Here is a 12,813-nt window from a genome sequence, read left to right as displayed (position 1 = left end):
CACCTGCGGGGGCACTGAGGTTGCTGGCCCGCCTGGCTTGTGAGCCCTCTCTTCCGTCACATCCAGGATCACGGCTGGAGGCTTTGGTTCGTTGGACGCCTTGGCTGCCTCCTTGGTCGCCTTTGGGGGCTCGCTACTCGGTGTCTTCGCGCTTTGCGCAACTGGGTCTGCTCGCTTGTTTGAAGGCAACGGCGATGGCTCGGACTTGGGCAGCCCAATCGGCAAGGCCGCGACCTGGTCGGGCTGCGCAGCCGCCGCGGGCACGCCGATCGGCAGGCCTGCGCTATTTGCTTGGGGCACCGGCCCTTCGTGGGTCTGGATGACCAGCAGCTTGTCTTGCCCATTGGGCTGGAACGGCTCGTCCAGCGTGCGCACGCCTTCGCCCATCTTGACCACTGGCAACGCCGCCGGCTCGTGTTGATTTGCGGGGAAAGCGATGCCTGGGCGGGCTCTTCCTGGCGCAACAGCACCCCAATCGCGATGCCAGCCAGCGCGAGCGCCACCGCAGCGCATGCAAGGGTAGTGACGCGGGTCGTTACCGGCTTGGTGCCGCGTGCCTTGAGCACCAGCAGCCTGGAGTGCTTCTTCGGGCTGATGCGGCTCAACAGCGTTGTGGTGCCTTGCCACTTTCCATCTCGCCACTGCAGCGTCTTGGTGAGGTCAGGACGCGCTCGTGCCCTGTCCCACAGCCTTGCCCAGGTTCAACGTAAACGCCTCGCCCACGACGAGACGGGTGATATTTGCTTGGCTCATGGTTCGACGCTTTCGGGTTCGCTCGTTTTTGCTCGGCTCTCGCTGGCGCGGCGCACCGCATCCGCGATCACGCTACCCGCTGACTCTTTCGCGGCCTCTGTCGTTGTTGCTGATTCACTCTGCCGCTGCGCCACTCGCCGCGTGACACGTGTGGGTTCGTAGAAGTCGCTGACCAGCTGGAAGTCGTCGCTCAGCGTTTCAATCGGGTCTTGCTCGCCCGCAGCGCCCGCAAAGACTTCATCGAACTCGTCAATCAGGCCTTGTGCGCTGGCAGCATCACGGGCCTGCTTGACCAATGTCATTGCATCGGCGTCACTCGCGGCGTTGATCGCAAGCCGCAGCAGATCGAACGGCTGATAGTTGCTGGCCACACTGCTCGCCTTCCACATCTGCAGCTTCAGCGGGACGTGCCGCAGGCCAGCGAAGCGAAGCTCGATCATTCGCAGTTGCGCGGTGAGCGTGCGAAAGTTGTTGATCGAGGAAGACCGCACTTCGAAGACGCTGAGCAGATCGTCCTGGCCGTCAATCTGCACGACCATCTTTACTTGCCGCCTGCAGGCGTTGCTTGCCGCCTGGGCGAACGCGCAGCGATCTGGCCCGGGACAAGGCACTTGGGTGATGGTCTGCGTGGAGTCGCCCGCCTCGCTCTGGCGCCTTGCATTCTTGCCATCACCTGTGCACAGCGGTGCGCCGGTGCCGGTGTCATAGGCCCGGTAGTTCGCGGTGATGGCGTTGTCGGTCTTGTTGAAAAACATCTTCACCGGCACTTCCACGATGGCGTTGGCTTCCCGGTTCGCCTCGCGCTCCATCAGTCGGTCCTGGATCGGGTGCTTGGCAAGCGCAGGAGCCACCGCCCCCGATTCGCTCGCTTCGTGATGGCGCGCGCAGACGACCATCCCAGGTCGAGTCCGGATCGTGCCGGGTTCATCGCCGCCTTCGCAGTCGACCTTGATGATGCCTTGGGCGAAGGGGGTGATGGCGATGGTCTTGAGGTTCATGTGGACGGGCCTTCGGTGGTTCCTGAATCGGTTCGATCCATGAAAGCACGAAAGCCTGCTCTGTCAATGGCGCTTGCCGAGGTCCCGGGGTGGCTGCTTGCCGTCGCACGGCACATCCAAGACCGGCGCCAGCGAGGCCAGCACCTGCAGAACATCGTTCACACCGCGCAAGCCAATCTGGTGTTTTCGTAACGTGAACTGGGTAAGAGGCACCTTCTCGCGGTCGAGACGCAAGGCGATCTTGATGACATCGGCAGAAGTAGCGATGGGTGCAGCGCTCCAGCCAAGAATCTTGTTCGTTTGATCAAGTTCTGAAAGCCAAAGGCATACACCATCCACCACGGCGAACTGAACTCTATCGGGCGTGAGCACCAATGGCGGTGCCGAGTGCTGCGTGTGCTGCAGCGCGAATCCCACCACGTCGCGAAGGCGTTTGTCTGCGATGGTGCTTGGGGCAGGCAGCGCCGGCCAGCCGAGTTGACTCATCAGCACCATGCACAGAAAGCCCAGGCGCGGTGCCGAATCCGGATAGTCGATCGCCTCGGTAATTGTTGTCAGCTTGGCCTGGTCGTTGCCTGGCAGCGTGCGGTGCAAGTGGCTGCGCAAGACTTCAGGTCGCCAGGTTCCCACCCAGTCGAAGGGACGAATGCCGTTGAAGACAGTCTTGGTTACCTTCTTGGGAAGCCATCCGTCCAAAGCCTCACCAATGGCAAAGCTCGCCGCCTTCCAGTTCTTCTCGTTGGAGATCACATCCCCCGCTGCGGGTTCGATGACGGGCAGCAAGAACATCTCTGCGAAGCGCGCACGACCGTCGACCCGATAGGCAAGTCGAGAGACAAGCGTGGCCATCGCCTCCTGCGCCTTCTCCTGGTCATCCTGGCGCGCGACCACATCCCACATGCCTGCGTCATCGTTGCGCCGGATGGCGTAGTCAAGCTCCACTTGCCATTTGGCTTGGACAAGAACTGGGTGTGTGTGCATTCCTGTTGTCTGTGCGTTGCTGGGTACGTTCATTTAGGGCTTTCCTCCCATTGAAGGTATCACGCGGCAGCGACCATTCAAGCCCTCCTTTTGGGCCTGAATCGTCTCGTTGAGCGTGCTCCGTTGTACTTTTCTCCACGTGTCGTTTTGCAATCTGGAGGTACGAATCCACCTCCAGTTGCACGCATGCTACGGATGCTTCCTTTTGAGCATCTCAATCTGAAGTTGAGTCCCATGGCTGCTCGGACGAGTGAGCATGTACTCGGCGCTTCGGCTTGACTTTCGTGGTTCCCGTGTTTTCATGGTGAAAAGACTTTCTACCCTTGCCACATGGAAACCTTCACCGATTTCAGCACCGCTCTTGATCTTGTTGCCGCGGCCACCGAGGAGGCTCGCCCCCTGCCCGGCTTCGCGCAGGACTGCCTTTTGTTCAAAGATCTGCCAGCGCATCTCTACCACTCTGACCGGGACGCACTCAGCTGTTCGCTGCTCAAGCCCCTGCTCGTCTCTCCCGCCCATTTCCAGACTGCACTGACCGCCACGCACAGCGACAGCGACGCCAAGGACTTCGGCACCTTGCTGCATTTGCTTCTCTTGCAGCCCCATCTCGCGGGCCAGGAAGTGGCTGTGTACCCCGAGATAGTCCACCCCACGACCAAGGCCTACCGCGAATTCGTGGAAACCAACGCGCTCAAACTGGTGGTGGACGAGCCGACGTTCTCGGCGGCGCGGCAGTTGGCCGACAAGGTGCGTGAGACACCCTACAAGGGTCGCCCGCTGGGCCGCTTCATTGAGGAGTCGATGACCGAGGTGAGCATCTATTTCACTGAGCCCACTACCGGCCTGCGGCTGCGTATGCGCCACGACATCTATCACCCGGATATGGCGTTCGACCTGAAATCCACTCGCCATGCCAGCGTGAACATGTTCAGCCGCGATGCCGTCAAATTCGACTACGACCTGCAGGCCTTCATGTATTCACTTGGCCGCTCCCTATACGAGGGTACGAGCGACACCAAGCCGTTCGTGTTCATCGCTGCCGAAAGCAACGAGCCGTTTTCGGTGCACACGCTATCTGCCACTAACTCCTTTCTCACCAACGGTGCGAAGAAGTTCCAGGAATGCCTCGCGGTCTACAAGGCCTGTGCCGCCACCGGGCACTGGCCCGACCTCAGCAGCGACGGCGAGATCGAGATCGAGCACTGGCAACAGTTCACGCCCACGCGCGCCTGGGTGGCCGGGCATTCGGCAATTTGAGAATCAGCGAGCACGCTTAGCCATAGCATCAGCATTGCCTGGTGCGCCAGTGGCTTTTCCTTCTGTCGCGCCCTCTTCGTGCCGATCGCGGCTTTCTGGGACGTCGCGGAAGCGAAAGCGCGGCATCACCTAAATCGACTCGTGTCCGCGCTTGCGGATGAGCAGCTTCAAGCCCTGCTCCAAGAGCATTTGCACCGAACTGCCATCTTCACTGCGGCAGTGACTCTCATGGTTCGATCAACTGGGCCGGCGTCGAGGCCTCAAGGTGCCGCCTGGTCATCTCACCGAGCAGCACACCGGCAAGCGGCCCGCCGCCGAGGTATTTCCCGAACGCTTGCGCGACTGACGCTGTCGCAATCCCCCTTTCTTTTCATGCGCTCAAAGGCTACTTTGGCCAACGCGACCTGTTCATCTCGAGGAAGTGCTTCGACTTGGCGCCGTGCAACCGACTGCAGTGTCTCAACGGCGTCGACGATCTTGGTCTCGGACATCGAATGCAGCAGTTTGGGAAAGGATGATTGCTCCGTTGCGCGAGGCATCGATGTCGGCGACGTTTGGGGGTCACTTGCCACGATCTCATCCAACTCACCGAGGATGGTCTTCAAGTAAGCCGTGACATTTGAGAGCGGGGTCAGGTCTTCACGAGCCACGCGGTCCGCCAGCTTCGTGATCGCTGCCCTGAGAACATCATGGCCCCCGCGCACTGCTCGGGCAATCGTGGCGATGTCAGAGACGGAAACGCCCAGACCGGTGGCTTTTTCAAGGATGTCTGGCGGGACGCCTTCACCAGGTGGCAGCGCCCTCCTCTTCCTGCGGACCGCGAACTGAACCTCGGCGACGGCCTTGCCTGCGCGCTTCTCGATCAACTCGATCTCTAGGTCCGTTTTGGTGTTGATCTCTTCGATGGCATCGATAACTGACTCGGATTTCACTTTGCGCCACTCGCGCTTGGGCTTTGCCTCCTGCTCTGCAAGCGCGCTGTTCTTTCCACGGGACTTCTGAGGTGCGGAACGCACACTTCGCGCGGTCAACGCTTCTACCCACCAGTCGGGTGGTTGAGAGCAAGTGAGGCCAGTGGGGTTCGTCTTGTAGCGCGAACAGATCTCATAGAGAGCGATGGCGGCATAGCTGCGAAGAGCCCCGAGCACCTCGAGATCGAGCCGGGTGAAGAACGCGGGGTCCTTCAGGGCGCCGAGAACACGTGGAGGAAAGGCCCAGCTCACATGCAGCGCCCTTCCCTTCTTGATGATGGACGCTTCTGAAAGCAAGTTCATCGCGCCCCACTCCGCAGTGTCCGAATTTCGGTCAATGGACTGCCAGACAACCTCGGTGCGCAGCATTTCGAGCAGATGTGCACTCGCGTTGCTAGACCAGTCCGACGCATCGCCCGGCAGATGAGCGACCAGATCACTCAGCCTAGCTTCGAACGTCTCCTCAGCGAGCATTGGCGCCCCGGATTGCAAGCGCTGACGATATACATCGCCACCGTTAAGTAGAAGCGCATTGAAGAGCTTGCGCGAGACAGGGCTGAGCTTGCCGGCAATTGGCACCATCACCAGAAGCTCATTCGGCTTAGTGAGTGTGGTTTCCAACCGCTGGCGGTTTTCCAATGTGTCCGATATGTTTGCCATAGCTGGACAGATGATATCCTCAAAACCTTCTCCGGGTATCCCACGAAGGACGGACAGCGCGGACACTTGAATCGAGTTGGGCCCGATTCACCTTTCTGCAGTGGACGGATAACGCGGACACTTGGCGAAGTTTCAGCGTTCCACGTTGCCTGGACAAGGCCAGAAAGGGCGTTCTTTTCCGATATCGGCAAGGATTTCCCGACTTCGCTTGCTCAGCGTGGGCGCGTTCTAGCTGATGCCCTCGAAGACGGACAGCCCGGACACTTGAACGTATGGAGCGGACACTTGGACGGATAGCCCGGACAGTTAGACGGATAGCCCGGACACATCATCAAAAAAAACCTATATAAATCAATAACTTATATAGGTTTTCCACAGCCTTAATGTATTCAAGACTTATCTCAAGACTTCCTCAAGACGGGTGACCTTGAAATAGTTGAACAAGTCAGTTGTGGATAAGTGGCTTGCGTGGCGGTGCTTGAAACACCCATTTGGATGCTTGGCTCTGCTTTTCAGCACGTCAGTGAGATTCACCGAAAAATAGTGATTTCCTGATAAAGTTGCTGAATGAACAAAACACACTCGCTTATTCCGGAAATCGGCATTTCAGAACTTGACGCCGTTAGTGCAAACGCGTTGCACGTGGTCAGCCAGGTGAGGACCGCCATGCTCGCCCCTGAGGCACGCAAAAGCGCGCCAACCTACAACAGCACGCAGCTAGCCGAGCTGTGTGGCGTGGACAAGAACCGCCTGCAGTACCTGGTGCGCAAGGGTGATCTGTCCGGGGGCACAAAGGACGACAGCCCGCTCGTCGCGAGTGGACTTTGGCCGAGGCCCGCGAATGTATCAAGTCCTTCCGCGTAGAGAGCCTGAGGGACGCTGCCAAAGCGCCTGGCGCGGTGATCACCGTGGCCAACTTCAAGGGTGGCGTGTCGAAGACGACCACCGCTGCAGCGCTGGCGCAAGGCCTCTCGCTGCGGGGCCATAAAGTGCTGGTAATCGACTGTGACCCCCAAGGCTCACTCACCACGCTTTTCGGCGTGCTTCCCGACACCGAAGTCGAAGAGACAGACACCATCCTCCCGCTCTGCGCAGGCGATGCCGACTCTGTCATGCCAGCGATCCAGAAAACTTACTGGGATGGGATCGACTTGGTGGCCTGCTGCCCCCCTCCTCTTCAATGCTGAGTTCTTGCTGCCATCGCGCCAGAAGTCCGAGCGCGGCTTCGCTTTCTGGCGTGTGCTCGATGACGGTCTGACTGCCGCGCGCGATGCGTACGACATCATCATCATCGACACCCCCCCGTCCCTCTCCTACATCACCATCAACGCACTGATCGCTGCAGATGGCGTGGTGATGCCTTTGCCACCGAATGCGCTGGACTTCGCCAGCTCGGCTCAATTTTGGAACCTCTTCACCGAAGTGTGCGGAGGGCTGTTCAAGGCTGGTGGCGACGACAAGAAGTTTTCCTTCGTTGACGTGGTCCTCTCACGCGTCGATCGCGCCGACGCGGTAAGCGTCGCGGTTCGCCAGTGGATTGGGTCTGCTTACGGCCGGCATGTCATCCCGGTCGAGATCCCGAAGACCTCGGTCGCTGCCAGCGCAAGCGCCGAGTTCGGTACTGTCTACGACCTCGGCCCTTCGTCCGTCCAAGCAAAGACACTCAAACGCGCTCGTGATGCCTATGAGAGCCTGGTCGACTATGTCGAGCAGCAGGTGGCAGGCGTCTGGGCTCATTCCGCGGACGTTGTCTCCGCGGTCATCAAAAAGGAGGGCTGAGTCCATGTCTCAGAAGAAGCCAAACCTCAGGGATCGCGCTTTGGCAGCGATCGGGCCTGCGGGTTCTGCGCCGGCGCCGGCACCAGTAACGGCTCCTACGCCGCGCACCGGCCCCGGTGCTCTGATGGTTCATCTGGCGCGCGAGTCGGATGCGCAACGTGAGAACGATCGTCTTCGCGACGAGCTGAACCAGTGGGAGGGCGCAAAGGCGACGCGGCTCCTGGACCCGAAGTTGGTCGGCTGGAGTACGTGGGCCAATCGCGACCAAGCCAACTTCACCGGTGCGGACTTCCTGGAGCTCGAGCAGGAGATCGCTTCAGCCGGCGGCAATGTCCAGCCGATCAAGGTCCGAGTGAATAAGCCGGGGGGTGAGTACGAGTTCGAGATCGTCTTCGGCCACCGACGTCACCGAGCATGCCTGGAACTTGGTCTGCCGGTGCTTGCGGTGATCGACAACCTCGGCGAAGTCGATCTTTTCGTGCAGATGGATAGGGAGAACCGCAGCCGAAAAAATCTCAGCGCCTGGGAGCAGGGGATGATGTACCAGCGTGCGCTGGAGAAGGGGCTTTTCCCCTCGAGTCGCAAACTTGCAGAACAGGTCGGTGTCGACCTGGGTCAGGTGGGCAAGGCCATCTCGTTGGCCAAGCTTCCACGCGAGGTTGTAGATGCGTTTGCATCGCCGCTCGATCTTCAATTTCGCTGGGCGAAGCCTCTGGCTGACTCCCTGGAGCGCGATCTATCGGGACTTGTCCGCGCGGGCAAATATGGCGAAGGCTCTCGGTGCTAACCGGTCAGCGAAAGACGTCCTCGAGATGCTGCTTGCTGCCGAAGGTGAGGGGGGTGGAACGGTTCAACCCCCCCCGATCGTCATCCAGCGTAACGGCAAGGAAGCTGCCTCGATCGCGCTTGACGGAAAGGGGAGGGCGACCGTTTCGTTCGCCGCAACCGTCGTTGGGCCTGATCAGTTGAAGGCCTTGAGCGAACTGGTTGATGCGTTTATCGCCACAACACTGCCAAAGGCGACAAAGTAGGGCGTCGAACCTAGATAGGAAAGGGGGTTGAACCGTTCAACCCCCTTTTTTTTTGGCCAAGGAGGCATCGACCTTCATGGTGTCGGCGGGAATCATTTGCCGAGCAGGAGGGGTTGAACGGTTCAACCCCTCCTGACCTTCGGCAGGACCAGCCGGATTTTCTTTGCCTATGCCAAGATGAATTGGAGAGCTTTGCCAGCTTTCAAAGCTGTGGTCAGCCATTGGCGGCGACGAGCCCAATGATCAGGGGCGGGCAGGTTCTGGACAGAACGAACTCGGTGTCGGGGAAGAGGGGTTATTCAGTAACCTTCGCCCATGCCCGCTGTAGCTCTGCAGCGCGACGCTGCAGCGGCGCGCGACTATAAATGGACATCGTGGTATCGATGCGCGAGTGTCCGAGCTGTTGCTGGACAACGTCGTAGGGTGTGCCCAGCGCCACCGAGGTCGTCCCGAAGGTGTGCCGCAGCCAATGTGCTGATGCGCCTGGCAGGCGGCTTTGCTCTGCTGCCGATAGGGCAGAGCTGGCTATTGCGCGAGTGAGCCAGGTGCGGGTGGTCTTGTAAAGGGTCTGGTAGCTCACCGGCTTCATCGGGTCGGGCAGACTGGCCAGCACTGGAGCATTGCCAGGCGCAACATCAAGACTCTCCAGGCCGCGGCTGGCCAAATAGTCGTCTAGCACGTTGAGCGCCACATCGACCAGCATCACGTCGCGCGCTTTCTTTCCCTTGCTCACCACCCGCAAGAAAACCCCTTCAGGCTCCACCCGGATGTCGGAGATCTTCGCGGCCAGCAGCTCGGCGCTGCGCAGGCCCGTGGTTGACAGGAAGGCGACCACGAACCGAGCACGAGCGCGGGCAGGGGAGGGCGGCTGGCGCTCGATGAAGGCTCCGATCTCACCCATGGCCTTGAGTGATATCGCTTTGGTGTTGAGCGCACGGCTGTCTTGGGTCGAAGCCGTGCTCTGACCGGTCTTCTTCACGAGCTTCCACGGGTTGGCGCGCAAGTACTCGGCGTTGCACAGCCAATCGAACCAGCTCGCGAGGATGGTCATCGCTTGCCGCTGGCTCGCGGCGCTCAGCTGCCCTTTAAAGGGCGTCCAGCCTTCTTGGCCAGGAGACGCCTTGGCGCGAGAAATCCATCCCTCTGGCACATACGCGAGAAAGGTCCGGTAGGCCTGGGCGTCGTCGAGTTTGAAGTCCGCCAGGCGGCGTCCCGCACGCTCGATCTGCAGCCACAGCAGCAGCCGGCGGCCTTCGCGAAGGTAGGATTTACGGGTGGCTTGCGAGCCCGCGCAGGCCTCTGCCCAGGTGGCCAGCGCTTGCGGGTCGGTACGGATGGCGCCGATGTTGTCCGCGCGCCAGGCGGTGTTCAAATCGGAAGAGGGCGGGAGCAGGGCGTTTTCCGATGGGGTCTCTGGTTGGCTGCCAGGTCGGATTTGGGCTCGGTTTTCGGGTCGATCCACTACCGCTTTCGTGCGGCTTCCGTGCGAACCGATCAACGCCTGCGTCGGCGCCGCAAAGCCCATCGAGCGCCGGCGCGTGCTGCCCGGCAGGATGGCTTCGAGCTGCTGTGCAATGTGAACGGCCTTCGTGCGGCCCACGGCCGTGATCCCGCTGTACCACTGCCCACCCTGCCGCACACGATCGGCCAGCTGCTGCAAGTTGACGTAGCCCGCGCGCACCAGGCGCTGCGCCAGGTGATCCGCAAACCAGGCATCGACTTCATCGGTCGGGCGCGGCTGCGCCGTGGTGCGCCCGTCGACTTCCAGGCGGCGAAGGATTTCAACCACGCGCTGGCGGCTGCGCTCGCGCCGCTGCAGCTGCGCCTGCGCGGTTGAAGTTTGCTGCGTCGGCGGGTACTCGGCCTCGTACAACTCAAGTTGTTCGGCCTCGCTCCAGCCGTCCAGGTCTCGTGCCTCGATGAACTCGGACAGGCTAGGGCGCTTGGCCTGGCTGGGTGCCTGGCGGGCCTTCTCGCGGATACGAATGCCGATGAGCCGGTGGTGGCGCTCGCCGGCTTGTTTGGCCGCCAGGCGCAGCTGGGCGCTGAGCTCGTTGTGGGCGATGTGCGCCTCGCGCGGATCCTCGATGCCCAGGTAGGTGCGCGCGCAGGCCAGCACCTCCAGGCCGTCGGCGACGGCGCGCAAATACGCCAGGTGGTGGGGGCCGATGCGCGCACGGCTCATTTGAGATTGGCCTTTTCGGCGCGGCGGTGCGCGACGTAGGCATCAAAAATGTCGCGCCCGATCATGGCCATGGACTCGCCACTGGCGCGCTCGTAGCGGCTGCTGCGCGCGTCGATGGAAATGATGCAGTGGGCTGTGTTGGTGCGCTCGTCGGCCCCATCCAGGCGTGTGGACCGGTACCCGCTCAGCATGAAGTTCTGAGGCTTCACGTCGGCAAAACGCGGGTAGTTTTTCAGGACGAACAACCCGAGTTTTTCGCCGCCGATGAGGCTGTGGCACTCGTCCATGAGTTGTCGGTCGAGCTGGTGCGCCGCGGCGTCATCGCCCCAACGTGCCTGGGCCAACGCCTGCGCGCTCGCGGTGTCTTCCTCGAGCCGGCGCTGGTCGCTGAAGACCTTGTATTGATCGGCCCAGCGCGCGAACACGCCCAGATCTTCGGCCTGCCGATCCAGCACCTGGGCGGCCCGCTGCAGGGCCTGAAGATCGGCCGCGCTCACGGTGTCTTTGAGCTCGTCTGCGGTCTTGCGCAGCGTCGTCGCCGTGCGCTGGCGGCCGAGGCTTTGGACTTGAAAGAGGCGCCTCCATGGTATTTGGCGGTGGTGGCATGGCGCTCCACCAGGTCGACGCTGGGCTTGTGGCGCGACTTGAAGTCGGCGGGGACGCCAGGGTAAGTGCTTGTCGCCATTGGAGATTTTCGGGTCGGGGGGTTGGAATCGGTGTCTGACGCGGATTCGGACTGCACGATTTGAGGTAGAGATTATGCAAATAATCTTTACTTACTGCCGCACTAGTTCGCGGTCGGGTGAGATGGCCCGCCCCTTCAACTAATCGTATGTGATACCGCAATAAATATTGAAACTAAGCTGCAGCGCGGCCGAGACAACCTACGAAGGTATGCCGATTCGCGGCATTGAGCAACAAGGCGTGTCCGGCGCAGCGACCGGCCGGCGGCATGCCACAAAAACAACCGGGGTGATTGTTCAGTGCCGACTCGGGATGGACGAATACCTTCAGGTCCAGCAAGGAAGGCGTCGTACCTGGATTGAAGGCTCGCACAACTCCAGGCGTCGCCACAGCGGCCTGGGCTACCTCTCACCCCTGAACTTTGAAAGGAGCAACGAAGCCCTGTTTGGTGTTGTCGTGGATGTCGCGACACCACCCTAAACGGTTTGAGAATCAAACCAGTACCCGTCCACCGAAGTGGGTCAACTCCAACTCCAGGCCTCTTTTTAGCCGTTCATTGGCCTTCTTCAAGAGATCGCGTTCGAGCTGCAGTTGCCGGATGTCGCGGTGCAGGGATTAGAGCTGTTGCTCCAGATCCGCTCGTTCAGGTGATGGTGGTGAGGGGTTCCGGCGTTTCATGGATGCGGGCGCCTCGCGGCCGAGTAGCTGGTTCTTCCAGTTGTACAGCGTCGGCCTACATACGCCCAGTTTTTCTGCCACGGCTTGCGCACCTTCCTGCCGCGTGCAGAGCTCCATGACGCCCGCCTGTTTCAATGTCTCGGAATATCTTCGCCGGCCGGCGGTGCCAACGTCGACTCTCCTGCTCTCAGGAAGTGCGTCGCGAATCCAGGCGGTCAACGTACCCCGGCCTGGGTATCCCAATGCCCTCATCGTTGCAGCAATGCAGCGATCATGCGCAAGGTAGTGCGCAGTAGCCGCCTGCTTCTGATCCTGCGAGTACTTCGGAGGCCGGCCCATAGCCCTCAGGCAGAGCCGAACGTCGTTCGTACTCACGGTGCCAGCTCTTCAGGGCATTCTTGGTTGGGTAAACGAGGTGACGGATGGTTGCCCTGATGTGCTTGCCCAGCTTGATGTAGAGCTGGACCGCTCGAATTCTGTCTTTGTACGAATGCATGAACTACCTCCTGGTAGTCCAAGATTTCATCCGCACCCCCACTGGGTCAGTTTTCAGTGGAACACAACAAGATGGGTGCGCTCATGCGCGCTAATGGAATCGGCCATCGCCTTTGGGCCAAATCAGTCAGCGATCGTCGCAGACCACTAGCTAAGGGACCGTCTGAAAAAGGATCTTGCGCCGCTAAGCAGATCGGCGACAGCGCTGACGCAAAAGCGGTCAGCCGCAGTGCGATAGGTGTCAAAAAGGATGCGTCTGAGGGTGCCAAGACGACAATTCGTTCCCATTTTGCCCGTTGAAACGGCAATCCTCACATACTTGTCTCGCTAATGAAGTGGTG

The 12,813-nt window shown here is 60.6% G+C and carries 15 protein-coding genes; 7 read left to right on the top strand and 8 right to left on the bottom strand.

Features of this window, described 5'->3' with window-relative positions; genetic code table 11:
- Positions 1-749: 749 nt before the first annotated feature.
- Complete coding sequence (locus tag AC286M_RS00455; protein WP_488202503.1) at positions 750-1,751, bottom strand: recombination directionality factor; 1,002 nt, start codon at positions 1,749-1,751, stop codon at positions 750-752.
- A 63-nt stretch (positions 1,752-1,814) separates the two neighbouring features.
- On the bottom strand, positions 1,815-2,765 hold the full coding sequence (locus tag AC286M_RS00450; RefSeq protein WP_488202502.1) for a hypothetical protein: 951 nt from the start codon (positions 2,763-2,765) through the stop codon (positions 1,815-1,817).
- A gap of 297 nt (positions 2,766-3,062) precedes the next feature.
- Between AC286M_RS00450 and AC286M_RS00445 the strand changes: the two genes are divergently transcribed.
- Positions 3,063-3,989, top strand: a complete 927-nt coding sequence (locus AC286M_RS00445) for a PD-(D/E)XK nuclease-like domain-containing protein (protein ID WP_488202501.1) — start codon at positions 3,063-3,065, stop codon at positions 3,987-3,989.
- Positions 3,990-3,992: 3 nt separating this feature from the next.
- Here AC286M_RS00445 and AC286M_RS00440 read toward each other — a convergent pair whose 3' ends face one another.
- Entirely contained in the window at positions 3,993-4,118 is a 126-nt protein-coding gene (locus AC286M_RS00440; protein WP_488202500.1) for a hypothetical protein, read from the bottom strand.
- 152 nt (positions 4,119-4,270) lie between these two features.
- Positions 4,271-5,620, bottom strand: a complete 1,350-nt coding sequence (locus AC286M_RS00435) for a RepB family plasmid replication initiator protein (protein ID WP_488202499.1) — start codon at positions 5,618-5,620, stop codon at positions 4,271-4,273.
- 824 nt (positions 5,621-6,444) lie between these two features.
- Between AC286M_RS00435 and AC286M_RS00430 the strand changes: the two genes are divergently transcribed.
- From AC286M_RS00430 to AC286M_RS00415, 4 genes are all read left to right on the top strand, one after another.
- The gene (locus tag AC286M_RS00430) at positions 6,445-6,807 is read left to right on the top strand and encodes a ParA family protein (protein ID WP_488202498.1); all 363 of its coding nucleotides are present in this window, start codon (positions 6,445-6,447) and stop codon (positions 6,805-6,807) included.
- A 4-nt stretch (positions 6,808-6,811) separates the two neighbouring features.
- On the top strand, positions 6,812-7,399 hold the full coding sequence (locus AC286M_RS00425) for a ParA family protein (protein ID WP_488202497.1): 588 nt from the start codon (positions 6,812-6,814) through the stop codon (positions 7,397-7,399).
- A gap of 124 nt (positions 7,400-7,523) precedes the next feature.
- Positions 7,524-8,186, top strand: a complete 663-nt coding sequence (locus AC286M_RS00420; protein WP_488202496.1) for a ParB/RepB/Spo0J family partition protein — start codon at positions 7,524-7,526, stop codon at positions 8,184-8,186.
- 25 nt (positions 8,187-8,211) lie between these two features.
- Entirely contained in the window at positions 8,212-8,430 is a 219-nt protein-coding gene (locus tag AC286M_RS00415; protein ID WP_488202495.1) for a hypothetical protein, read from the top strand.
- Positions 8,431-8,466: 36 nt separating this feature from the next.
- Here AC286M_RS00415 and AC286M_RS00410 read toward each other — a convergent pair whose 3' ends face one another.
- The 3 genes from AC286M_RS00410 to AC286M_RS00400 form a co-directional block, all read right to left on the bottom strand.
- Complete coding sequence (locus AC286M_RS00410; protein ID WP_488202494.1) at positions 8,467-8,652, bottom strand: hypothetical protein; 186 nt, start codon at positions 8,650-8,652, stop codon at positions 8,467-8,469.
- A 73-nt stretch (positions 8,653-8,725) separates the two neighbouring features.
- Positions 8,726-10,615 carry a site-specific integrase gene (locus AC286M_RS00405; RefSeq protein WP_488202493.1) on the bottom strand — a complete coding sequence of 630 codons (1,890 nt, stop codon included), beginning with the start codon at positions 10,613-10,615 and terminating at the stop codon, positions 8,726-8,728.
- Positions 10,612-11,112, bottom strand: a complete 501-nt coding sequence (locus AC286M_RS00400; RefSeq protein WP_488202492.1) for a hypothetical protein — start codon at positions 11,110-11,112, stop codon at positions 10,612-10,614. Before AC286M_RS00400 ends, AC286M_RS00405 begins: the two co-directional genes overlap by 4 nt.
- Positions 11,113-11,509: 397 nt before the next feature.
- Between AC286M_RS00400 and AC286M_RS00395 the strand changes: the two genes are divergently transcribed.
- Positions 11,510-11,779, top strand: a complete 270-nt coding sequence (locus AC286M_RS00395; protein ID WP_488202491.1) for a hypothetical protein — start codon at positions 11,510-11,512, stop codon at positions 11,777-11,779.
- A 135-nt stretch (positions 11,780-11,914) separates the two neighbouring features.
- Here the strand turns inward: AC286M_RS00395 and AC286M_RS00390 are convergent, their stop codons facing one another.
- Positions 11,915-12,316: a transposase gene (locus tag AC286M_RS00390; protein ID WP_488202490.1), complete on the bottom strand. Its 402-nt coding sequence runs from the start codon at positions 12,314-12,316 to the stop codon at positions 11,915-11,917.
- A 228-nt stretch (positions 12,317-12,544) separates the two neighbouring features.
- Here AC286M_RS00390 and AC286M_RS00385 point away from each other — a divergent pair, with 228 nt between their 5' ends.
- Positions 12,545-12,772: a hypothetical protein gene (locus AC286M_RS00385; protein WP_488202489.1), complete on the top strand. Its 228-nt coding sequence runs from the start codon at positions 12,545-12,547 to the stop codon at positions 12,770-12,772.
- Positions 12,773-12,813: the final 41 nt, after the last annotated feature.

This window comes from Thainema salinarum CENA647 (genome assembly GCF_057732415.1).
The sequence above is the reverse complement of the archived record's forward strand: the minus strand, read 5'-3'. Positions and strand labels throughout refer to the sequence as shown.